At 33.4% G+C, this 22,130-nt stretch carries 23 protein-coding genes; 16 read left to right on the forward strand and 7 right to left on the reverse strand.

Annotated features, from left to right (window positions below; all coding sequences use genetic code 11):
- Positions 1-227 precede the first annotated feature (227 nt).
- Positions 228-1,892 (forward strand): ribonuclease J, encoded by a 1,665-nt coding sequence (locus E7419_01225; GenBank protein MBE7013810.1) that lies wholly within the window; start codon positions 228-230, stop codon positions 1,890-1,892.
- 186 nt (positions 1,893-2,078) lie between these two features.
- On the opposite strand, the gene E7419_01230 is transcribed toward E7419_01225, so the two are convergent.
- Entirely contained in the window at positions 2,079-2,642 is a 564-nt protein-coding gene (locus E7419_01230) for an N-acetylmuramoyl-L-alanine amidase (protein ID MBE7013811.1), read from the reverse strand.
- 144 nt (positions 2,643-2,786) lie between these two features.
- Here E7419_01230 and E7419_01235 point away from each other — a divergent pair, with 144 nt between their 5' ends.
- From E7419_01235 to E7419_01280, 10 genes are all read left to right on the forward strand, one after another.
- Complete coding sequence (locus E7419_01235; GenBank protein MBE7013812.1) at positions 2,787-3,023, forward strand: hypothetical protein; 237 nt, start codon at positions 2,787-2,789, stop codon at positions 3,021-3,023.
- A complete protein-coding gene (locus E7419_01240; GenBank protein ID MBE7013813.1) occupies positions 3,023-3,355 on the forward strand; it encodes a hypothetical protein in 333 nt (110 codons plus the stop codon). The genes E7419_01235 and E7419_01240 overlap by 1 nt, the downstream gene beginning before the upstream one ends.
- On the forward strand, positions 3,352-3,750 hold the full coding sequence (locus tag E7419_01245; GenBank protein ID MBE7013814.1) for a hypothetical protein: 399 nt from the start codon (positions 3,352-3,354) through the stop codon (positions 3,748-3,750). Before E7419_01240 ends, E7419_01245 begins: the two co-directional genes overlap by 4 nt.
- Before the next feature lie 285 nt (positions 3,751-4,035).
- Positions 4,036-4,401 carry a hypothetical protein gene (locus tag E7419_01250; GenBank protein ID MBE7013815.1) on the forward strand — a complete coding sequence of 122 codons (366 nt, stop codon included), beginning with the start codon at positions 4,036-4,038 and terminating at the stop codon, positions 4,399-4,401.
- Between the two features lie 58 nt (positions 4,402-4,459).
- Positions 4,460-4,921, forward strand: a complete 462-nt coding sequence (locus E7419_01255; protein ID MBE7013816.1) for a hypothetical protein — start codon at positions 4,460-4,462, stop codon at positions 4,919-4,921.
- A 143-nt stretch (positions 4,922-5,064) separates the two neighbouring features.
- Positions 5,065-5,442 carry a hypothetical protein gene (locus E7419_01260; GenBank protein ID MBE7013817.1) on the forward strand — a complete coding sequence of 126 codons (378 nt, stop codon included), beginning with the start codon at positions 5,065-5,067 and terminating at the stop codon, positions 5,440-5,442.
- Positions 5,443-5,736: 294 nt separating this feature from the next.
- The gene (locus tag E7419_01265) at positions 5,737-6,750 is read left to right on the forward strand and encodes a copper amine oxidase N-terminal domain-containing protein (GenBank protein MBE7013818.1); all 1,014 of its coding nucleotides are present in this window, start codon (positions 5,737-5,739) and stop codon (positions 6,748-6,750) included.
- A gap of 24 nt (positions 6,751-6,774) precedes the next feature.
- Entirely contained in the window at positions 6,775-7,863 is a 1,089-nt protein-coding gene (locus E7419_01270; GenBank protein MBE7013819.1) for a hypothetical protein, read from the forward strand.
- Between the two features lie 488 nt (positions 7,864-8,351).
- Positions 8,352-10,328, forward strand: coding sequence for a DNA topoisomerase (locus E7419_01275; protein MBE7013820.1), 1,977 nt, complete (start codon positions 8,352-8,354; stop codon positions 10,326-10,328).
- A gap of 5 nt (positions 10,329-10,333) precedes the next feature.
- Complete coding sequence (locus E7419_01280; GenBank protein ID MBE7013821.1) at positions 10,334-12,511, forward strand: topoisomerase IV; 2,178 nt, start codon at positions 10,334-10,336, stop codon at positions 12,509-12,511.
- A 207-nt stretch (positions 12,512-12,718) separates the two neighbouring features.
- Here E7419_01280 and E7419_01285 read toward each other — a convergent pair whose 3' ends face one another.
- The 4 genes from E7419_01285 to E7419_01300 all read right to left on the reverse strand — a co-directional run bounded on the left by E7419_01285 (position 12,719) and on the right by E7419_01300 (position 18,466).
- Positions 12,719-12,961, reverse strand: coding sequence for an IreB family regulatory phosphoprotein (locus E7419_01285; protein ID MBE7013822.1), 243 nt, complete (start codon positions 12,959-12,961; stop codon positions 12,719-12,721).
- A gap of 77 nt (positions 12,962-13,038) precedes the next feature.
- The gene (pheT, locus tag E7419_01290) at positions 13,039-15,399 is read right to left on the reverse strand and encodes a phenylalanine--tRNA ligase subunit beta (GenBank protein MBE7013823.1); all 2,361 of its coding nucleotides are present in this window, start codon (positions 15,397-15,399) and stop codon (positions 13,039-13,041) included.
- A gap of 560 nt (positions 15,400-15,959) precedes the next feature.
- Complete coding sequence (pheS, locus tag E7419_01295; protein MBE7013824.1) at positions 15,960-17,012, reverse strand: phenylalanine--tRNA ligase subunit alpha; 1,053 nt, start codon at positions 17,010-17,012, stop codon at positions 15,960-15,962.
- A gap of 443 nt (positions 17,013-17,455) precedes the next feature.
- The gene (locus E7419_01300) at positions 17,456-18,466 is read right to left on the reverse strand and encodes a BMP family ABC transporter substrate-binding protein (GenBank protein ID MBE7013825.1); all 1,011 of its coding nucleotides are present in this window, start codon (positions 18,464-18,466) and stop codon (positions 17,456-17,458) included.
- Positions 18,467-18,626: 160 nt separating this feature from the next.
- On the opposite strand from E7419_01300, the gene rsmD reads away from it, so the two are divergent.
- From rsmD to E7419_01320, 4 genes are all read left to right on the forward strand, one after another.
- Positions 18,627-19,166: a 16S rRNA (guanine(966)-N(2))-methyltransferase RsmD gene (rsmD, locus tag E7419_01305; GenBank protein ID MBE7013826.1), complete on the forward strand. Its 540-nt coding sequence runs from the start codon at positions 18,627-18,629 to the stop codon at positions 19,164-19,166.
- 2 nt (positions 19,167-19,168) lie between these two features.
- Positions 19,169-19,651, forward strand: a complete 483-nt coding sequence (gene coaD / locus E7419_01310) for a pantetheine-phosphate adenylyltransferase (GenBank protein ID MBE7013827.1) — start codon at positions 19,169-19,171, stop codon at positions 19,649-19,651.
- Positions 19,652-19,655: 4 nt separating this feature from the next.
- Positions 19,656-20,234 carry an ATPase gene (locus tag E7419_01315; GenBank protein ID MBE7013828.1) on the forward strand — a complete coding sequence of 193 codons (579 nt, stop codon included), beginning with the start codon at positions 19,656-19,658 and terminating at the stop codon, positions 20,232-20,234.
- Positions 20,235-20,304: 70 nt separating this feature from the next.
- Positions 20,305-20,775 carry a tryptophan-rich sensory protein gene (locus E7419_01320; protein MBE7013829.1) on the forward strand — a complete coding sequence of 157 codons (471 nt, stop codon included), beginning with the start codon at positions 20,305-20,307 and terminating at the stop codon, positions 20,773-20,775.
- Between the two features lie 130 nt (positions 20,776-20,905).
- Here E7419_01320 and yunB read toward each other — a convergent pair whose 3' ends face one another.
- Positions 20,906-21,622: a sporulation protein YunB gene (yunB, locus tag E7419_01325; GenBank protein ID MBE7013830.1), complete on the reverse strand. Its 717-nt coding sequence runs from the start codon at positions 21,620-21,622 to the stop codon at positions 20,906-20,908.
- A gap of 173 nt (positions 21,623-21,795) precedes the next feature.
- Here yunB and rpmB point away from each other — a divergent pair, with 173 nt between their 5' ends.
- Positions 21,796-21,984, forward strand: a complete 189-nt coding sequence (rpmB, locus tag E7419_01330; GenBank protein ID MBE7013831.1) for a 50S ribosomal protein L28 — start codon at positions 21,796-21,798, stop codon at positions 21,982-21,984.
- Positions 21,985-22,045: 61 nt separating this feature from the next.
- On the opposite strand, the gene E7419_01335 is transcribed toward rpmB, so the two are convergent.
- On the reverse strand, positions 22,046-22,130 hold an 85-nt coding region (locus tag E7419_01335), incomplete at its 5' end, for a hypothetical protein (protein MBE7013832.1).

Here is a 22,130-nt window from a genome sequence, read left to right on the forward strand (position 1 = left end):
CTTAATGGGTGATGCAGGGAGCACACAAAAGTTGTGTCGTTTTGTAATGAATAATGAATATTGAAAAACGAATAATGAATAATTAAGGTAAAACGCTGTGCGTTTTCAAATTAAATTCATAAATTGCTTTGCAATTTGTACCACAATTATTCATCATTCATTATTAATTATTAATTATTTTGAGCCAATTAGGCAGGAACGGACATTTAAAAAAAAGGAGGTTTATTGTGGCAAAAGCAAAAAAACTTAAAATTATTCCGCTTGGAGGACTTAACGAGATTGGCAAAAATCTCACTGTGTTTGAGTACGGAAAAGATATTATAGTCTTAGATTGCGGAATTGCCTTCCCTGACGAAGAAATGTTAGGGGTTGATTTGGTTATTCCCGATTTTAATTATCTTATAAAAAATGCTAATAAAGTAAGAGGGTTGGTTTTAACGCACGGGCATGAGGACCATATAGGTGCTATTCCCTATTTGTTAAAGGAACTTAATGTTCCCGTTTACGGAACAAGGCTTACTTTAGGACTTGTTGAGCATAAACTTAAAGAACATAATATTTTATCTTCTGCTAAACTTAATAAAGTATCTGCCGGCGATAAAATAAAACTTGGAGAAATTACAGTTGAATTTATCAGAACAAACCATTCTATTGCAGATGCTTGTGCAATAGCATTCCACACACCTGTGGGAATTATTCTTCATACGGGGGACTTTAAAATTGATTCAACCCCTGTTACAGGTCAGATGATTGATTTGGCAAGGTTTGCCGAACTTTCAAAAGAGGGTATCACCCTTTTAATGTCGGACAGTACCAACGCTGAAAGACCAGGATACACAATGTCGGAAAGTACCATAGGCGGTACGCTTGACGAAATTTTTTCACAAAATAAGAAAAACAGGATTATCGTTGCAACTTTTGCTTCAAACATTCACAGAATGCAACAAATTATTGATACGGCTCACAAATGCGGAAGAAAAGTTGCAGTTTCAGGAAGAAGTATGGAAAATATCCTTACTGTCGCAATAGAGTTAGGATATATGAAAGTGCCAAACGGTGTTCTTGTAAATATAGACAATCTGAAAAAATATAATAAAGAACAAACTGTTATAATAACCACAGGTTCTCAGGGAGAGCCAATGAGTGCATTGTACCGAATGGCATATTCTGACCATAAAAAAATTGAGATAACATCGGGAGATGTTGTGGTAGTATCTGCTTCGCCTATTCCTGGGAACGAAAAGTTTATTTCAAGAGTTATAAACGAACTGTTTAAAAAAGGCGCAAAAGTTATTTACGAATCAATGGCAGATATTCACGTATCAGGGCATGCCTGTCAGGAAGAATTAAAACTTATTTTAGGGGTTACAAAACCTAAATTCTTTATGCCTGTTCACGGTGAATACCGTCACTTGATAAGGCATGGTGAACTTGCCGAAAAAGTCGGCATTGATTCTAAAAATATATTTATTTCTGAAAACGGAAAAGTTCTTGAAGTATCTGAAAAAAGTGCAAAGTTCAATTCTACAGTTCCGTCAGGCAGAGTGTTTGTTGACGGGCTTGGAGTCGGAGATGTCGGAAATATCGTAATAAGGGACAGAAAACATCTTTCTCAGGACGGTCTTATCGTTATTGTTGTTACTTTGTCACAGGACAGAAAGATAGTTGCAGGCCCTGATATCATATCAAGAGGCTTTGTATATGTAAGAGAAAGCGAAGATCTTATGCAGGAAGCAAAAGAAGTTGCACTTACTACTTTGGAAAAATGCCTTGAAAAAGGCGCTGTTGACTGGGCAAGTCTTAAGGGCGAAGTAAAGGGCGATGTGTCCGACTTTATCTTTAAAGAAACAAAGAGAAGACCAATGATACTTCCTGTTATTATGGAAATATAAGTTAAATGCAAAATGCAGAGTGCAGAATGCAAAATGAAGGAAGGCGAAATGATGCTATACAGCCATTTCGCCCTCTTTTTTTGCATATACGAACTATCCGATGCAAACGACATAAATGCCTTCCCTACAATTTTAATTTCATAAATTTCTCATTTTGCATTCTGCACTCTGCATTTTGCATTTACATCAGAGTCCAAAATACTCTAAAATCCCCTGATATATAGCATAAGCAAATCCTTCGGGGTTAGTATCCATTTTATATGCGTCTGACGGGTTTGTTATAAATCCAAGTTCAATTAATAAAGCAGGCATAACTGTTCTTCTTAAAACAAAAAGATTGTTTCCTAACTTTACCCCCCTGTTTCTCATATTAAGTCTTGTCACAATAGAATTTAATATAAGGGTTGCCATATTATAGGCAGGGCCCGAAAGCCTGTAGGTTAAAATTTCAGTCCCGTTAGCCTGAGGGTTTGCTACTGCATTTGTATGAATACTTATAAAAAAATCTGCTCCCCATGTATTAGCCATTCTTACCCTCTCGGCAAGGCTTCCCGCATTTGAATTTCCAAGTACCTCATTTGGAGTTTTTCTTGATAACATTACCTGAAAATTTCCGTTTTCTAAAAGTAAATCTCTTAAAAGAACTCCCACTCTGTAGGTTATATCTGCCTCGTTAAGTCCGTTTCCTGTTGCCCCTGTATTAGGACCTGACGGATTGTGTCCTTGGTCAATAAAAATTTTTATAGCCATATAATATCACCTTAGTATATTATATGCCTGTAATTCCAAATTGGATTTTTACTAAAATTATTATAAAAAGTTTTTATTGACAAATATTTCCTTTTTGTGGTATATTAAAGTTGCAAGTTGCAACGATATACAAAGGAGGACATTATGAACAACATTAATGATTTAAGAAAAAGTTTGAGAGAAAATCCTGGCAGGCGGGAAGAAATTTGTAAGCAAACAGGGCTTGCATTTAGCGCTTTAAAGAGAAAATTGTATAAACCCGGCGCATTTACTTTTTTTGAGATTTTGATATTTCGGAAAATAATGCATTTAACTATGGACGAAACTATAAAAATTTTTGCACCATTTGTTGCAAATCACAACTCGAAAGGAGAAAACTAATGATAAACATTGTAAAAGACCAGAAAGAAATCAAAACTTATATTGAAGGAACAAGACGAATGTTTGAGATGTACAGGCTGACTCTTAAATATAATATGGAAGAAACAATTTATGAGAAAAAATTTATAGATATTGTGAAAAACTCATTAAAAAGCGAGGATTATGCTCCCGACACGGTAAAAGGGAAAATACTTCGCGAAAATTTACTTGGGGACAGAACATTATCCAGTATATCAAACGAAACCAATTACAGCGTAGCGCACATTTACTTTATTAAGCAAAAGATATTAAAAGAGTTTGCAACTCTTGCATTTGAGGTGATACTGCTATGAGTTATGCCAAAGTTAGAAAACTTGCCAAAAACTATTATAAAATAGAACAATATTTATTTTTTTATGAAGATATATCAAAGAATAAAAAATTCTTTTTAAACAGGGATTTTTTAGGAAAAGACTATAAAAGTTTTGTGAAAATTATAAGATATATGAAAATTTATAAATCGATTTTTTTAAAATGCTTAAACAAACTTCCCGAAGGCGATGCGTTTATTGTAAGGGAAATATATGTAAAAGGCAAAAGTCTTTATGCTGTTGCTTTCGAAAATTACATAAGTGACTCAACTGCCTACAGAATACTTAAAAAATTTAATTTTATTTTCTTTTCCGATATGAAAAAAGTTTCAAGAATAGTAAATCCTTTACTTGAGGAATTAAGAGATAAAACATAAAATTAAAATGACAAAGAAAGGAAAACTTACAAACGGACAAGCGTTTAAATGAAGAAAACGAAAAAAACTTTACATTGCCCAAAAATAATGATACTATGAAATTACAAAAAAGCGTAACAAAACTTGGAAACACTGTAAAAAAGAATAGTCCTGAAATTAAAACAACTGTTCCAAAAACACAAGGGGACCATTCTACTGTGCTGTTGCTAAAATATATAATCACACAATAAAACTGTCCCCCTATGTTATAAGAGAATTATCAAGTTTGAAAGAAGGATAGTAAAAATGAAAGAGTTGATAAAGGAAATTAAAAAAGCATTTAAAATTATTTTTATAACTGTAATTGCTTTTTTTGTTCTGATATGGGTAGGAAATATTATAGAATGTGAAATTACAACTCTTATACATAAAAATGAATTTCCACCGATATCCGATGATAATACAATGGTAGGGGATATTGAGTATTTTAAGATTATAAAGTATGATAAAGAGGAAGCTAAACTTTACTATGTCACGAAAGATCGTTCAAGCGGGAATATAATATCTTATAAAAAAGACGGGAACGGAAAATGGATATATTCTTCCTGGGATGAAACGGTATGGTCAAAAAGTGGAAGCGCAGACGGATTCTTATGGCCGTATGGAAGATAAACACAAGGGGTAACACAATAGAACCGTCCCCCTGTGCTATATAAAAAGGAGTCTTAATATGGTAAAAAAACATTTCCGCATAGTATTACGTTGCTTTATAACTTCTTTAATATTAGTTTGCTTTAAAAAATCACTTATAGATGTTTTTCCAGATATCGGGGCAAGGTTAGTTATTCTGCCATTTGGATTCACAGTATCTGTTTTCACTGTATATATTGATATGATGATAGTGTATGCTGTATTTAAACTGGCAGGGTGCAAGAAACTTATTTTTAAACTTTTTATAAACGAGTTTGCTCGTAAATATTCTTATGTATTGTTTATATCGGTAATATGTGATATCATATTAAATTTCTTTACGGATAATAAAATTTTTCTCAACGGATTCAGTTTGATTTTTGATGTAATTATGTATGTTTTAATCAGTAAAAGACTTGAAAAGTTGGATTTTAAGGGGATAAAAAAGCATATCATTTTATGCGTGTTATTTATAATAAACAATTTGTCGATGTTTGTTTAGGAACTAAAGAGGTACACAACAGAATTGTTCCCTTGTGCTAAAAATTCACAAAATTTTCACCTTACCAATATTGTATTTTAACATTGTACTGTTATATTTTACTTGTATCATAAAGATACGAAAAATTAACAGGAGGTAATCTTATGAAAAAAGCAAAAATTATTATTTCTCTGGCGGTTACAGCAACTATTACCCTTACAGGTGTTTGTGCTTTGGCAAATAGCCGTATGCCCGGGAAAAAAGGCAGCAGACCCTCTTTTAAGATGACACAGCAGGTTAATAAAAGACCTGAACTTACCGAAGAACAAAAAGTTCAGATGGAAACTAAGAAAGCAGAAATGTTAGAGGAAGCAAAAGTGAGGCTTTCCGAAAAACTAACTTTGGGCGAAATAACTCAGGAAGAGCATGACAATATGCTTGAAAAATTAGAGTCTGGTAAGTTTGAGGGCAAAATAGGCAGAGGTCATAAGCCTGAAAAGAGAGAGAAACCATCCGAAACTGATGAAAATAACATTCAGTAAATAGACAAAAGAGTAAAAAATAAAACTACATAAGTAAGTTAAAAAAGAGGGTGTTTAAAAATCAATTTTTAAACACCCTCTTTTTAGAGTATAGGAAAAAGTAAAAAATCCAAAGATTTTAAAAAAATCTTTACCTTCATTTTGCATTTTACATTTACGGGAGGGCACGGAGTTTTTTAACATCCCTGTTTTTTATAAAGACAGGATTGTGTTCTTGCTTGTATTCTAAATTTCATTGTTTACTTTTTTCCCTCGTTATGATACAATAAAATCAAATATATTAGGAGTGATATAATGAAAAAATTCACCTTACACATTTTGCTGGTGTTAATCTTGCTGTTTTTGGTTGGTATGCCTGTATCGGCAGAAAACGAAATTCAGGTGTTTATTGATGGTGAAACCGTAGCCTTTGATCAGCCACCTGTCATTATAGATGGTAGAACTTTGGTGCCTATGCGCGCTATTTTTGAAAACCTGGGTGCAACTGTTGACTGGGAAGCGGATACCTATACCGCCATTGGAAAAAAAGACGGCATTACCGTGAAAATCACTATCGGAGATAACACTTTGTATAAAAACGAATCGGGTATTGCCTTAGATGTTCCCGCCAAACTCATTGGCGGTCGCACAATGGTGCCTGCCCGCGCCATCTCTGAAGCATTTGGTGCCTATGTGAGTTGGAATCCGGCTTATCAATATGTGTTTGTGGAAACCCAGGATGAATTCAAAGCAAAGTACCTTTCCAAAATCGGTACACACAACGAGATTGTTGCAAAATATGACGTGAGCACTCAAAGGACGCAAAGTGAAGCGTTTTATGCTATAGATAAACTAAATCATTTAGCTCTTATAGAGTTTAGTGATACAGGTACCGTAACCTCTGATAAGTTTTTTGGTAACATTGATGATGGTACCAATGCTTACTATTACAATGATGAAACCATAAAACCTACCGATATGGATGTATGGGCATACCCTGCATCAAAGTTTATTAACTTTGCCAATGATGCAGACGGTCAGGTTTTAGGTGCTACATTTGTCGATGAATCTGATTTAATCAGAGTGTACCGTTATACTATGACCTCAGGTTACATTGACTATCTCTTTGATTTAGAAACCGCTGAACTTGGTGCTATATATGTATCCCCCGAAGCGAGTGCAATGCTTCTTACCACTACAGCAGAACCTTCAATTAAGGGAGAGAAAGTTACAATTCCCGGTTCGGGAGATGAACTCTATGTTTTCTTTGTTTACGATGAAAATTTAGTTAAACCTTTGTGGGATAGTATCATAGGACAAATTCAATAAAGAACATAAAAATGGAGATATATTATGAAAAAAATAATATCAGGATTAGTAATTATTACAATAATTTTTAGTTTGATGTCTTCTTTTTGTATTGCAGGAGCAGAAAGTGCTAATACTGTTTCGCAATGCGAAACGGGATTATTAAATGCTGTGCAAACAATTAATGCGGCAAAGAATTATTTAAAATCAGATGACAAAAATAAAGAATATCTTAGCAATTTAAATGTAGGGCAGGGTCTTATTCAACTTGAAGGTTTTCTTATTTCCACTGAAAAGGCAGTTCTGGCAAGTGGGCAGGGAGCAACAAACAATATAATTTCAATAGTAGCAAGTGCCGAATATGCAACTAAAGATATAGAAAACGAACTTGGGCAAAGAGTAAAAAATCAGTTACAAAAGGTAAAAACAAATCTTAATATTACATATACTCCCACAGGGAATACTGCTTCGGCATCGGGTCTTAAGGGTTTCAGAGATTTAGGCAATCACAAGTGGGCAGAAAATGCCATTATGGATATGTCTGTTGGAGATTATAAGGGATTATTCAGCGGTACATGCGCGCCTGATTCTCAGGGAATAGCGACATTCAGCCCTGACAATCCGATAACAAGAGTAGAATTTATTGCTGTTGTTGTAAGGGCAATACTTCCCGAGTATTTAGCAGCAATGCCTGTTTTCTATAATGAACCGTGGTATAAAAACGCTTACGATGTGGCAATTTGTAATAATCTGATACAGGAAAAAAGCGAATATCCTTTTACCCCTCAGGTGCTTGAGGCTCCTATGCCAAGGCAGGAAATGGCACTAATTCTTACAAGAGCATGTAATTTAAAAGGAGAAGACACGGATACATTGGCGAAAGTAAGCGACATTGCCGACTATGATACTATAGGTGACGAATATAAGAAATCTGTCAGAGTTGCATTTTCAAAGGGCTTGATAACAGGAAAAGACGACAAGGGAACATTTGACCCTTATGCGACACTCACAAGAGCAGAAGGTGCAATAGTTCTTTACAGACTGGCAGATCCTATTAACAGAGTTTTTCCCGATTATAAAGAAAAACTCGAACAAGGGCTTACATTAATGGAGATGCATCAGATTAGACTTTAAATGCTAAGTGCTGATGTTTGAATAAATGTTATAAACAAAAGGCAAAACCTCAAAGATGGAGTCTTAGGGGATTTTGCCTTCTTTTTTTGTATTTATTTGTTTAGGCACTCGGGAGTTGAACCCCTTATGCCTTAAATTTGTTAAATTTTAATCTTTTTAACTTGGCGTCCTCGTAAGGCGACAGCCTGACTTCGTCCTTCGCATTAAAAATCTTAGAAATTTTCCTACGTTTAAGGTCGAAGAGTTTAAAATTTAGAAATTTTGTTTAAGTCAAAGAAATTTCAAGGATGATACTTACGTATATCCGCAGGAATTTCTGCAGGATTAAGCGAAATTTCTAATTTTAAACCATAAGGTGTTCGACTCCCGAGTGCCTAATTAAAGTAAAAAACAATATTTAGTTTTCACTTTTTTTTAAAACATCTTGCGTTTAAGTTTGAAGTTGTGGTACAATGTAAGTTGAAAGAATATAATTTACGGAGGATATTATGGCGAAAGAAACTTACGATAATTCCAGTATCTCTTCTCTTAAAGGTGCGGACAGGGTAAGAAAAAGACCTGCCGTTATTTTCGGGTCGGACGATCTGGAAGGATGCAAACATGCGATGTTTGAAATTCTTTCCAATTCAATTGACGAAGCAAGAGAAGGTTACGGAAAGGTTATAGAAGTAAGAAGATACCTTGACCATTCCATTGAGGTTACAGACTACGGAAGAGGTATTCCTGTTGATTATAACCCTGTTGAAAACAGATTTAACTGGGAACTTGTATTCTGCGAACTTTATGCGGGAGGCAAGTATAATAATATGGACGGGGAAAACTATGAGTTTTCTTTAGGGCTTAATGGTCTTGGAAGTTGTGCGACTCAATATTCTTCTTCTTATATGGACGTTACGGTTAAAAGAGATAATACAGTATTTAGCCTTCATTTTGAAAAAGGGGAAAATATAGGCGGTCTTAAAAGAGAAGAGGCAATGGATAAAAAAACGGGTACCAAAATCAGATGGCTTCCCGACCTTGACGTATTTACCGATATAAATATTGAACTTGAATATTTTATTACCGTACTTAAAAAACAGGCTGTTGTTAATCCCGGACTTACCTTTAAACTGTTTGACGAAAAGGAAGACGGAACATTTACTCAGTATGACTTTTTATATAAAGACGGTATGGTGGATTATATAAAAGAGATAAACGAGGGAAAAGAATTTACATCCATTCATCAGGTTTCCTGCGAAAGAGTAGGGAAAGACAGGAGCGACAAAAAGGATTATAAAGTTAAAATGCATTTTGCATTTTGCTTTAATAACCATGTAAACCTTTTGGAATATTATCATAACTCAAGTTTCTTAGAGCATGGAGGTTCTCCTGATAAAGCGGTAAGAACTGCATTTGTTTATGCTATTGACAAGTATATAAAGCAACTTGGCAAATACGGAAAAAATGACAGTAAAATTACCTTTAACGATATTGAAGACAGTTTAATTTTAGTATCAAATTCTTTTTCAACATATACATCTTATGCCAATCAGACTAAAAAAGCAATAACCAACAAGTTTATTCAGGATGCTATGACCGAGTTTTTAAAAGAGCAACTTGAAATTTATTTTGTGGAAAACAAGCAGGAAGCGGATAAGATTGTTGAACAGATTTTAGTTAATAAAAAGAGCAGAGAACAAGCAGAGAAAACAAAACTTAATATTAAAGGCAAACTTACTTCTAAAATGGATATAACAAGCAAAATCAACAAGTTTGTTGATTGCAGAACAAAAGATGTGGAAAAAAGAGAAGTATATATCGTGGAAGGGGATTCTGCTAAGGGGTCCTGTGTTCAGGGAAGAAATGCAGAGTTTCAGGCTATAATGCCGATAAGAGGTAAGATACTTAACTGCTTAAAAGCAGAGTATGACAAGATTTTTAAAAGCGATATAATAATTGACCTTATGAAAGTATTAGGATGCGGAGTGGAAATAAATCTTAAACACTCAAAAGATTTATCTGCGTTTGATATTGATAAATTAAGATGGAATAAGATTATTATATGTACCGATGCCGATGTTGACGGTTTCCAGATAAGAACTTTGATTTTAACTATGATTTACCGTCTTGCGCCTACACTTATTGAAAAAGGAAAGGTATATATAGCAGAATCTCCTTTATTTGAAATTACGGCAGGAAAGGATACATTCTTTGCCTATGATGAAAGGGAAAAGACGGAAATTATTAATAAACTAACAGGCAAATATACTATTCAGCGTTCAAAGGGGCTTGGCGAAAACGAGCCTGAAATGATGTGGCAAACGACTATGAACCCTGAAACAAGAAGGCTTATTAAAGTAATGCCCGATGATGCTAAGAAGACTCAGGAAATTTTTGAACTTTTACTTGGCGATAATATTCAAGGAAGGAAGGATTATATCAGAGATTACGGTATGGATTACATGGAATATCTCGATATCAGTTAATTATTATGAATTTTACGGAAAAATCGATAGTAAGCACACTTAAAACCAACTATATGCCTTATGCAATGAGCGTTATTATTTCCCGTGCAATTCCTGAAATTGACGGATTTAAGCCTTCCCACCGTAAACTTTTATACACTATGTATAAAATGGGACTTTTAAAAGGTGCAAAAACCAAATCTGCCAACATTGTAGGGCAGACTATGAAACTAAACCCTCATGGCGATATGGCAATATATGAAACGATGGTACGTCTGACAAGAGGGAATGAAACTTTACTTCATCCGCTCGTTGAATCAAAAGGGAACTTCGGTAAAGTTTATTCAAGAGATATGGCATTTGCCGCCTCAAGATATACCGAAGCAAAATTAGAGAGTATCTGTGCAGAAGTATTTAAAAATATTGATAAGGATACTGTTGACTTTGTGGATAATTATGACGGTACAATGAAGGAGCCTTCGCTGTTGCCTGTTACTTTCCCGTCAATACTTGTTAACGCAAATCAGGGTATTGCAGTCGGTATGGCGTCAAACATCTCAAGTTTTAATTTAAGGGAAGTTTGCGAGGGAACTATTGCATATCTTGATAATCCCGATATAGATATATGTAATTATATCAAAGCGCCCGACTTTTCTACAGGTGGTTTTATCATTTATGAAAAGGACCAGATGGAAGAAATTCTAAGAACGGGCAGAGGAAGTTTTAAAATAAGGTCAAAATATCAGTTTGACAAAAAAAATAATCTTATTGAAGTTACTGAAATTCCTTATACAACAAGTATTGAACTTATTATGGATAAGATTATCGAACTTGTTAAAGCGGGAAAACTTAAAGAAATAAATGACGTAAGGGACGAAACCGACCTTAACGGTCTTAAAATTGCGATTGAAATAAAAAGAGGGACTGACCCTGATAACTTAATGTTAAAACTTTTCAAGATGACACCGCTTGAGGACAGTTTCCCCTGTAATTTCAACGTACTTATAAACGAAATGCCTCAGGTGCTTGGCGTTAAAGAGATTATTTCTGCATGGTGTGATTTCAGAATAAATTGCATAAAAAGGCAGACAAGATATGAAATCGGAGTTAAGAGCCAAAAACTTCATCTTTTAAACGGTATTAAGAAAATTCTTTTAGATATTGATAAAGCAGTTGATATAGTAAGAAACACCGAAGATGACGATGAAGTTATCGAAAACTTAATGAAAGGTTTTAATATTGATAAGGTTCAGGCAGAATATGTGGCAGAAATCAAGTTAAGAAACCTTAACAAAAACTATATTTTAAACCGTCTTACTGAAATTGAAGAATTAAAAGAAGACTTGGAAAAATTAAATGAACTGCTTTCGGATGTTAAACTTATAAAGGACTACATCAAAGATGAACTTAAAGAAATTGCCAAAAAATACGGAATGGAAAGAAAGTCCCAGATACTTGAAGCGGGCAATATAGAAAAATATTCATCTGAGGAAGTTATCGAAGATTATAATCTTAAAATATATCTTACCAAAGAAGGCTATTTAAAGAAAGTTCCTCTTGTTTCCCTAAGAGCAGGCGGAGAGCATAAACTAAAGGAAAACGATAAGATTGTTAAGGAATTTGATGAAACAAATGTTGGCGAACTTATTGTGTTTACAACAAAAGCCAATGCGTATAAACTTAAAATTTCAACCATTACCGACTGTAAATTAAGCCAGATGGGTGAATTTTTAAAGAGTATTTTAGAATGTGAATCTGATGAAGAAGTTATTGACGTATTTCCGACTTATAAGTATAAAGGAACATTCCTTTTTGCTTATGAAAACGGCAAAGCGGCAAAAATTCCTTTAGAATCCTATGAAACTAAAGCAAACCGTAAAAAACTTATTAACTCTTTTAGTTTAAAAGAGAAATTATGTAAGATTATATACTTACCTGAAGATACCGATATGGTTATGTACTCGAATGTGGGAAAAATACTGGTGTTTAACTCTGCGAGCATAAATGCTAAAACAACAAGAAATTCTGCAGGCGTTAATGTAATGACTTTAAGAAAAGGTGCCAGATTAAAAAGAATTTCAGAACTTTCAAAAACAAGACTTAAAGACCCTGATTATTACAGAACTAAAAATATTCCTGCAGTGGGATGCTTCCAGAAAAGCGAGGAAACTCAGATAAGCCTGTTTGGAACCGACGGTAATTAGGAATGAGAAATTAGGAATTAGGAATGATGGAAATGCAATTATGCCATACGGCAATTGCATTGTTGCTCCCATAAAAAACAATAAAATCCATAACATAAATAAAATGCAACAGGATGGAAATAAAATATTAAAAAGGCGAAATGGCTATATAGCATCATTTCGCCTTCCTTTATTCCTAATTCCTAACTCCTCATTCCTAATTTAATATTACTCTTCTCCAAGGTAATGTTTTATAAGAACTTCTAAAATTTCGTCTCTTTCCAAAGAACTTACGAGAACTCTTGAATTATTATGGCTTGTAATATAAGTCGGGTCTCCCGATAGTAAGTAGCCGGTAAACTGACTTATTGGATTATAACCTTTTTCTTTAAGTGCATTAAACACTGTATCAATAATATACTTAGGGTCTTTTTCCTCTTTGAATTTTTCTATTAGTCTTGTTTCGCTCATGGTAAACCCTCCTTTAATATCATAATAAAATAATTTAATTATAAATTCAATAGTTTTAACAAAATTGACACATTTTTTTAAGATTTAAGCAAAATATTTTCCTTTGCTAATCTTTCGATTATACTTTCGGCAACTTCCATAACTTCTTCTCTTGTAAGTGTTCTTTCAGGATGAGAGAATAACATTCTTACAGTTATCGATTTTCCGCTTTCATCTAAGTAAGTATCAGTAACCGTTACTTTTTTAATAAGGTCACAGTTTTCAGTCTTTATTGCATTTCCTATCGGCTCAAATTTATCTGATACAAATGATAAGTCGATTTCCATTTCAGGGAATTTTGATGGTTCTTTATATGTTATACTTTCATTTTTTAGCGATGCTAAAATTTCCATATCAATTTCCAAAAATACGATAGATGCTTTTTTATCTATTTTTTTAGAAACAGTCGGATGAACAATTCCCATATTTCCAAGCCTTATACCGTCAGCATAAATTCCGTTTAAATTTTTTATATGCTGATAGGACTCAGTTACTTCTTCTTTTTTAAACGAAACTTCTTTATGTTTAATATCGTCAACAATTGTTGCAATTATATCTCTTAATTTAAGATAAATTTCTTCAATACCTTTAGTTTTTGAAAACAGTGTTATTGCAAGATTTTTCTTTTCAATACACATATTGTCTTTATCAACACCGTCAACAACTCTTCCTATTTCAAACACACCAAAATCCTGCGCATAGCCTGTGTTATACTTAACCTGGCAAAGTTGGGTAGGAATAATTGCATTTCTTATGGTTTCAATATTAGGATTTGTGGCATTTTGAAGTTTTATATTGTCGCAAACATCAATGCCAAGTGCTTTATATTCGTCATTATATGTCCACACATAAGAGTGAAGTTCGTGAAGAGAATATCTTTTAACTAAAATATCCTTGATATTATCTTCGTCACTTTTTAAAATGTCCGCTCTTACAGGATAAAGAGGTGCTTTTGCAGTGTTTACATCAAAGTTGTCATACCCGTAAATTCTTGTTATTTCTTCTATAATGTCCGCTTTCATTGTAACGTCTTTGGTTGCTCTGTAAGACGGAACAGTAACTTTGAATTCGTCATTTTCACATTCTGCCATAAATCCTAAAGATGTAAGTGTTTTTAAAATTGTATCGTTTGAAATTTCAATACCTGTATATTTATCTACAAACTTTTTAGAGAAAGTAAGATTAATAATATCATATTTTTTTGCATATTCATCGGTAAGCGATGATACAACCTTAACCTCAGGGTCAATATCTGTTAAAAGTTTTATAAATCTTGCTATGGCAGGAACTGTCATTTCAGGATCCAAACTCTTTTCATATCTCATAGAAGCATCGGTTCTGTGGTTAAGTCTTACTGTAGATTTTCTTACAGATGCAGCATCAAAAGTAGCCGATTCAAGAGTAAGCCTTGTGGTATCGGAAACTATTTCTGAATCTAAGCCACCCATTATACCTGCGATTGCAACAGGTGTGTTATCATTACAAATCATAAGGGTGTTTTCGTCAATATTTCTTTCCACTCCATCTAAAGTTGTGAATTTAAAAGGCTTGTCAAAACGTTTAATTCTTATTTTTTCAACCTTTCTTGAGTCAAAAGCATGCATTGGCTGACCCATTTCAAGCATCATATAGTTGGTAAGGTCGGCAAGTAGGTTTATAGCACGCATACCACAGTAGAAAAGTCTTATTCTCATATTGTATGGCGCAACTTTTTCTTTTATGTTTTCTACTTGAATTGAGGAATATCTCTGGCAAAGATTATCTTCAATTTTCATATCTATTTTCGGAAGATTATCGTATTTTGAAAGGTCAACCGTATCAAGAGGCTTTAACTGTCTTCCTGAAAGTGCTGCAAATTCTCTTGCTATTCCGTAATGCCCCCAAAGGTCAGGACGGTTTGTTAAAGATTTATTGTCAACCTCAAAAATAATATCTTCTATATCAAAAATTTCTTTCAAGTCTTTACCGTTTTCAAAAGATAATGGCAGGTCCATAATTCCTGAGTTGTCATCACTTATACCAAGTTCCTTTTCCGAACAGCACATACCAAAAGATGTGTAACCTGCAAGTGCGCGCGGTGCAATTTCAATTTCGCCTATTTTAGCACCCACTTTGGCAAAAGCAGTTTTCATACCCACTCTTACATTAGGAGCACCGCAGACAACATCAGTAAGTTTTCCGTCTCCCGCATCAACTTTTAAAAGATGCAGTTTTTTAGAGTCGGGATGGTCGGAAACTTCCTTAATTTCAGCGACAACTATTCCTGAAATATCGCTTCCTTTAAAGAAAATTTCATTTTCTACCTCTGCAGTAGATAAAGAAAACTGATTTATAAGTTTTAGTTTGTCAAGACCGGAAAGGTCTACAAAATCTGATATCCAATTCATTGATAATAACATTTATATACCTCCATAGCCTTCGGAAAGTTATCCGAACGCGTTTTTAAATTGTAAATTTTTGATATAATATCGTTAAAAGCCTTGGAAATATCGCATATTACCTGCGACTTTTGCCTCATTCTATCGAAAAATTTCCTAATTTGAAAATTCTTCGAACCTATAACGCTTTAAAATCTAGATTTTTCTAGGCGAAAGATTTCGATAATACGAGGTATATCGGAATCGACAACAACGAAAAAGCAGATTTTTAAGTGTTAGAGGCGTGTTTGGATAGCTTTCCGAAGGCTAAGGCACTCGGGAGTCGAACACCTTATGGTTTAAAATTAGAAATTTCGCTTTATACTGCACAAATTCCTGCGAATATACGAAAGTATTATCCTTGAAATTTATTTGTCTAAAACAAAATTTCTTAATTTTAAACTCTTCGACCTTAAATGCAGGGAAATTTTTAAGATTTTCAATGCGAAGGACGATGTCAGGCCGTCGCCTTACGAGGACGCCAAGTTGAAAAGATTAAAATTTAACAAATTTAAGGCATAAGGGGTTCAACTCCCGAGTGCCTAATCATCAAATGTGAACTGTGCTAAACTCTTTAAGTTACCGCTGTTTAAATCACGGATGTCTTTAACACCGTATTTCATCATTGCAAGACGTGTAAGTCCAAGACCAAACGCAAAGCCTGTGTATTCTTCAGGGTCAATTCCTCCTGCTTTTAAAACTTCAGGATGAATCATACCGCAGGGGCAAAGTTCAAGCCAACCTGAATGTTTACAGGAAGGGCACCCTTCTCCTCCGCAGATTAAACAACTTATATCAAGTTCAAAACCAGGCTCAACGAACGGGAAAAATCCGGGGCGAAGTCTTACTTTTATATCTTTTTTAAATACTTCGGAAAGCATTTTTTTCATAAAGAATATAAGATTTGAAATAGATATATCCTTATCTACCATAACCCCTTCCATCTGGAAGAAAGTATTTTCGTGGCAGGCATCAGTTGCTTCGTTTCTAAAACATCTGCCCGGGAAAATTGCTTTAATCGGGATATTATCATTTATAAGTGAATCTTTATATTTTTTATATATCGCATTCTGCGCTGCAGATGTCTGCGATTTTAAAAGCTGACCGTTTGTAAGATAATAAGTATCCTGCATATCTCTTGCAGGGTGATGCTTTGGAATATTTAAAGATTCAAAACATTCATAGTCGGTAACAACCTCGCTGTAATCTTCAACAGTAAATCCCATTGACTTGAATATTTTTTCACATTCTCTTTGCACCAAAGTTATAGGATGATATGAACCTCTTTCTAAATTAAGAGGCATTGACACATCTATTTCAGGCATTTTTTCTAACTCTGCTAAAATTTCCTTTTGTTTTAATTCCTCTGTTTTTTTGCCGATAAGTTCACTTGCTTCATTTTTAAGTTCGTTTACTTTTCCGCCAAAATCCTTCTTTTCTTCAATGCTAAGGTCTTTCATACCTTTTAAAAGACCTGTAATAAGTCCGCTTTTTCCAAGATACTCCACTCTTATGCTTTCAATATCTTCCATACAAGATACTGACTGAAGTTTTAAAATAAGAGCGTCTCTTAATTCGTTAACTTTTGCACTCATTTTTTATATTCCTTTCCTTACTTGTTCCTTATTCACTATTACTTATAACTTAAAAAACTCGTCCCCAAATACAAGGGACGAGTTCTAATATACCCGCGGTACCACCCAATTTTCAATAAAATTGACTCTTTTACATCTTTAACGGAATAACCCGCCCTGCCATTTCCTGCAGGGAACTCTTTAAGCGAACTTCAACTTTACTAAAATAAAAAATGCTTTCAGCCTAAGGCACTTTATCTCTGATATTCTTATAAAGCCTACTCTCTTAAATACAAACGTTTCTTTATCCATATTTGCAGAAATTTCTTTTTTAAACCATATCAGGCTCAAGTATTACTGCTCTATATATTATAACACACTTTTGTAAAATTGCAAGGTTTAATTTTATCTATAGAAAAATAATGATAATTTATATAAATATTATGAATTTGTATAATTTGCAATTAATTTTTTTCTAAAAAGTCCTTTAATTCTTCGTCATTTGAAGGTACTTTAATATTGCCTTTTGCAATAGAATCCCTTATTTCTCTTGCTTCGTTGTTTACTTTTTTATCAAGTAAGATATTGGTTTTAGAAAGAGAAATTAATCTGTCACTCATACCGAATTCGTAATTTTTCCCGAATTCAAGTTCTCTTTCAACGTAGGAATCCATTACATTACTCATAGCAAATTTTGTATTTTTTATAATACTTACAAGTACATGCTCGTGGTCATAGGATGCCTGATCAGTTCCACTGCCTATAACAAGTTTTTCACATTCGCCCGCAGCTTCAATAACGCCGTGACCTCCAGTCTGGAGTGCATGGAAAATAATATCACATCCGAAATCGTTATATAAAGAAAGTGCAGCAAGTTTTGCGCTTTGTTTATCATACTCGTTTTCAATGTTTAAAAATTCAGTCTGAACAGGTGTTCCCATAAGTTTCGATGCGTAATTTGCACCGGCAATAAAACCACATGCATATTTTTTGGTTATGGGGTTATTGTTTTCGCCTACAAAACCGATTATACCGTTTTTGGAAGATTTAGCGGCAATATAACCTGCTAAAAATCCGCCCTCTTCCTCTCTGAATGATATAGTAACAACATTTTGTGGAACATTGTCAAGTTTAACATCAATAATTCCGAAGTTAACTTCAGGGTAATTTTTTGCCTGTTTTACAACTTCATCTTTCCCGCCTTTTTCAAGGCACCATATAAAATCGTGGCCTTCGTTTATTATTATATTAAAATTACTTGCAAACTCATCTTCGTTAAGGTTTTCAAAATAAGAAACTCTTAAATTTGATGCATGTGCTCTCAGTCCGTTATAAGTTTCGTGATTTTGCGCGCCGTTAAATATTTCGTTGGCATAAGTAGTACAGGACACCTTCCTTGTACTTTCATAATATTCACATCCTGAAAGAGAAAAACAAAAAACAATTAAAAGAAGTAATGATATAAATTTTTTCATAATATTAATCCTCCTGTGATTGTATACAATAATTATATCAGTTAATTAAAAAAATTTCAATAATAAAAGTTTTTTTGAAAATATTTATTTACATAGAGAAATAAATGTGTTAATATTATAGTGAGTATTGCCGACAAAATACAACAAATTGAGGTAAAAAATGCGAGTAATATCCGGACTTAAAAGGGGAACTAATCTTTTTTCCCCTGTTACTGATAAAACAAGACCTACTACTGACAGAGTCAGAGAAAATATATTTAATCTTATAAGATTTTATCTTCCAGATTCCAACATTCTTGATTTATTTGCAGGAAGCGGAGCAATGGGGATTGAGGCATTATCGCAGGGCGGTAAAAAATGTGTTTTTGTTGACTCGGACAAAGAGGCTTATAATATTATAAATAAAAATATTACAAAAACCCGATTTGAAGATAAGGCAGAAGTTTATAAAATGCCTTTTGACAATTATCTTAACAGTTCAAAAGAGAAGTTTGATGTAATATTTTTGGATCCTCCGTATCATAAAGGTTTGGTTTTTGAGGCAATTAATCTGATTATAAAAAATAATTTATGTAACGATAACTGTATTTTTGTTATAGAAAGTGACTCTTCGGAGGAAATTGTAATTCCCGAAGGATTTGAACTTTTAAGAGAAAAAGTTTACGGCAGGGTTAAAGTAACTGTTATAAGAGAGGGATAACTATGAACATTGCAATATATCCGGGAAGTTTTGACCCGGTTACCAACGGGCATCTTGACATTATTGAAAGAACTGCCGCAATTTTTGATAAAGTAATAGTTGCAATTCTTATAAACAGTAATAAAAAGCCTACATTTACTATAGAAGAAAGAATGGATATGCTAAAGGCAGCAACGTCACATATCAAAAATGTTCAGATAGAATTTTTTGACGGGCTTTTAGTTGACTTTGTCAAGGCAAAAGGTGCGCGCGTTATTGTTAAAGGGTTAAGAGCAATATCAGATTTTGAGTACGAATTCCAGATGGCAATGCTTAATAAAAGCGTTGAACCTGAGATTGAAACATTATTTATGATGACAAGTAATAAATACTCTTATTTAAGTTCAAGCATTGTAAAAGAACTTGGAAGACTTGGGGCGTCCTTGGATGACCTTGTTCCTGAGAAAATAATGGATAATGTAATAAATAAATTAAGAAAGGGTTGATATTATGGCAGAAAATTTTAAAGATTTAATCGATGAACTTGAAGAAATTATTGAAGATGCAGGCAGTATTCCTTTGTCAGGAGGAAAAGCAATAATAAATAAAGAGGAAATTTTCTCACTTATCTCTCAAATAAGACTTAACTATCCTGAAGATTTAAAACAGGCAGAGTATGTCAGAAAAGAGAGAGACAGGATTTTGGCAGATGCTGAAAAAGAAGCACGTATATTAACCGATGAAGCGAAAAATAAAGTTGCAAAAATGGTTGATGATTCTGAAATAGTAAGACTTGCAAAACAAAAAGCAGCAGAAATTATTAAAGAAGCACAGGATATGGGTAACGACCATTTTAATCGTGCTGTGGAACAGGCAAATGCTGCAAAAGATGAAAAGAAGATGGAAATTGATAAGTATCAGGATGAAGTTTTAAGTTATGTTGTAAGTATGCTGCAAAAAGCAGAATCTACTACTGAACTTAGTGTTTCAACCGTTTCCAAAGCAATTGATGAACTTAATAAACAATATGATGCAATAAGAAACATTTATGAAAAAGTTTCTCAAAGCAGAATGAATATGTTAAAGTAATTTCATCTTTTATGTAAATACATAAATCACCTTTTTTGGTCATAGAATATGATTGAAAGGGTGATTTTTTATGTCTAATAAAACAAAAAATGTTTTAAAAACCGTTTTTTACTCGCTTATAATTATTGTTCTTGCAATGTTCGGGTCAATGGGGTCAAAAGAGTATTACAGTACGCTTAATCTTCCAAAAGGCGCTCCTCCTTCATGGCTTTTCCCTGTTGCGTGGGGAATAATTTATACACTTATAATTATTGCTGCCATAATTATAGTTGTTAAAGCAAAAGACGGAATGTATAAAAAAGATGCCATATCTTTTTATTATACACAACTTCTTGTAAATGCTTTCTGGCCGTATCTTTTCTTTGTGTTTAAAACGCCTCTTCTTGCATTTTTATGGCTTATTCTTCTTTTGGTCTTAGTGGTGATTAATGCATTGAAATTCTACAATCTTAATAAAATTTCAGGATATTTGTATATTCCTTATATACTGTGGCTCCTGTATGCAGGATATATTAACCTGTTTGTAGCACTTCTTAATTAGATAGGTATTTGAGGCAACTTAAAAATTGCAAATTTTTTATTGTTAAAAGTTATAGAGGGCGTTTAAAAGTTAACTTTTAAACGCTCTCTTTCTCTTATTTAGGGGGAATAGGTAAAAAACTTCAGACCCATTAGTAGATGTTTAAAATATCTTCTCTTAAAGTTTCGTCACTCGTTTCAAGTCGTGTCAGACTTTCAGGGACTTTTCCTACAATTATACTTTCACAAAGAGGAATTTTTGATGTAACTTCGGTTTTTGAGTAAATACCTGTAGGCATAAGAATAGATGCAGTTGATTTTACCTCTAAGTAAATTTCGTGTTTTGTCTGATTTATTCCTGCCTCAACGAACGAATTTTTAAAGTCAATTGATACTCTCCCTGATGGGACAAGTTTTACTTTAAGTTTCGGGCCAAGTCCTGCAAGTGTATCAATTTTAGTTAAATTTCCAATGGGTATATTTATTATTATATCAGATAATGAGTTGATTTTTTCATTTATATTAAGTGTGAATTCCGATTTTAAACGGTTTGCAGTAACTAAGTTCGTCATAAGTGCGGATACTTTCCCCTCGTTATCGGAAATTAAAGTTACCATATCTTCATATAACAGTTCATTTTTTAAAATTACCTCGCCTATACCGCTGTTTACTGCATTGTTTAGTATGTAATTTGCTCTTTGCTCTGAAAGATTTTTTATTTGAGGTTTATAGGCATTGTTATATACATTTACAAAAACGAAAAATACAATAACTATTAAAATGACAGAAATTATTTTAAAAAAACTGATTTTTGCAATAGAAGTTTTAAGTTTAAATTTATAGCGTCTAAAGTTTGGCGATTTTCTCATAAAAACACAACCTTTTCATATTATTATATGAAAAATATGAGAATTTGAAAATAAAATTTAAAAAAAATAAAAAAACTCTTGATTTTTCAAAAAATATTTGATAGAATAAAATGTAATCAGTAAAAGAAGAAAATTATTTTATATAATTTTTGTATTGTAGGAGGTGTATTTCGATGGCTAAATGTGAAGTTTGCGGAAAAGGTACAGTATTCGGAATTCAGGTTTCTCACTCTCACAGAAGAAGCAACAGAACCTGGAAGCCAAACATCAGAAAAGTTAAAGCTATAGTTAACGGTCAAACAAAGAAAATCAATGTTTGCACAAAATGTATGCGTTCTGATAAGGTTGTCAGAGCTATATAGTAAAAAAATAAACGGTAGGGTAAAACTGAAGTGAACCCCAAAGTTTAGACAAAATTAAATATTAACTTACTTGTGAATGAGTTCGGTATTGTACCGGACTCATTCCTTTTAGTTTCATAGAAATTCTTTCGTTGTTGTAGTAATCA

Source organism: Oscillospiraceae bacterium, assembly GCA_015068525.1.
Lineage (GTDB): Bacteria > Bacillota > Clostridia > UMGS1840 > HGM11507 > SIG450.

What these genes read in the sequence shown, in the direction of transcription:
- E7419_01230 (MBE7013811.1), bottom strand. Translation starts at nt 2,642, where the DNA reads ATGGCTATAAAAATTTTTATTGACCAAGGACACAATCCGTCAGGTCCT.
- E7419_01235 (MBE7013812.1), top strand. Translation starts at nt 2,787, where the DNA reads ATGAACAACATTAATGATTTAAGAAAAAGTTTGAGAGAAAATCCTGGC.
- E7419_01240 (MBE7013813.1), top strand. Translation starts at nt 3,023, where the DNA reads ATGATAAACATTGTAAAAGACCAGAAAGAAATCAAAACTTATATTGAA.
- E7419_01245 (MBE7013814.1), top strand. Translation starts at nt 3,352, where the DNA reads ATGAGTTATGCCAAAGTTAGAAAACTTGCCAAAAACTATTATAAAATA.
- E7419_01250 (MBE7013815.1), top strand. Translation starts at nt 4,036, where the DNA reads ATGAAAGAGTTGATAAAGGAAATTAAAAAAGCATTTAAAATTATTTTT.
- E7419_01255 (MBE7013816.1), top strand. Translation starts at nt 4,460, where the DNA reads ATGGTAAAAAAACATTTCCGCATAGTATTACGTTGCTTTATAACTTCT.
- E7419_01260 (MBE7013817.1), top strand. Translation starts at nt 5,065, where the DNA reads ATGAAAAAAGCAAAAATTATTATTTCTCTGGCGGTTACAGCAACTATT.
- E7419_01265 (MBE7013818.1), top strand. Translation starts at nt 5,737, where the DNA reads ATGAAAAAATTCACCTTACACATTTTGCTGGTGTTAATCTTGCTGTTT.
- E7419_01270 (MBE7013819.1), top strand. Translation starts at nt 6,775, where the DNA reads ATGAAAAAAATAATATCAGGATTAGTAATTATTACAATAATTTTTAGT.
- E7419_01275 (MBE7013820.1), top strand. Translation starts at nt 8,352, where the DNA reads ATGGCGAAAGAAACTTACGATAATTCCAGTATCTCTTCTCTTAAAGGT.
- E7419_01280 (MBE7013821.1), top strand. Translation starts at nt 10,334, where the DNA reads ATGAATTTTACGGAAAAATCGATAGTAAGCACACTTAAAACCAACTAT.
- E7419_01285 (MBE7013822.1), bottom strand. Translation starts at nt 12,961, where the DNA reads ATGAGCGAAACAAGACTAATAGAAAAATTCAAAGAGGAAAAAGACCCT.
- pheT (MBE7013823.1), bottom strand. Translation starts at nt 15,399, where the DNA reads ATGTTATTATCAATGAATTGGATATCAGATTTTGTAGACCTTTCCGGT.
- pheS (MBE7013824.1), bottom strand. Translation starts at nt 17,012, where the DNA reads ATGAGTGCAAAAGTTAACGAATTAAGAGACGCTCTTATTTTAAAACTT.
- E7419_01300 (MBE7013825.1), bottom strand. Translation starts at nt 18,466, where the DNA reads ATGAAAAAATTTATATCATTACTTCTTTTAATTGTTTTTTGTTTTTCT.
- rsmD (MBE7013826.1), top strand. Translation starts at nt 18,627, where the DNA reads ATGCGAGTAATATCCGGACTTAAAAGGGGAACTAATCTTTTTTCCCCT.
- coaD (MBE7013827.1), top strand. Translation starts at nt 19,169, where the DNA reads ATGAACATTGCAATATATCCGGGAAGTTTTGACCCGGTTACCAACGGG.
- E7419_01315 (MBE7013828.1), top strand. Translation starts at nt 19,656, where the DNA reads ATGGCAGAAAATTTTAAAGATTTAATCGATGAACTTGAAGAAATTATT.
- E7419_01320 (MBE7013829.1), top strand. Translation starts at nt 20,305, where the DNA reads ATGTCTAATAAAACAAAAAATGTTTTAAAAACCGTTTTTTACTCGCTT.
- yunB (MBE7013830.1), bottom strand. Translation starts at nt 21,622, where the DNA reads ATGAGAAAATCGCCAAACTTTAGACGCTATAAATTTAAACTTAAAACT.
- rpmB (MBE7013831.1), top strand. Translation starts at nt 21,796, where the DNA reads ATGGCTAAATGTGAAGTTTGCGGAAAAGGTACAGTATTCGGAATTCAG.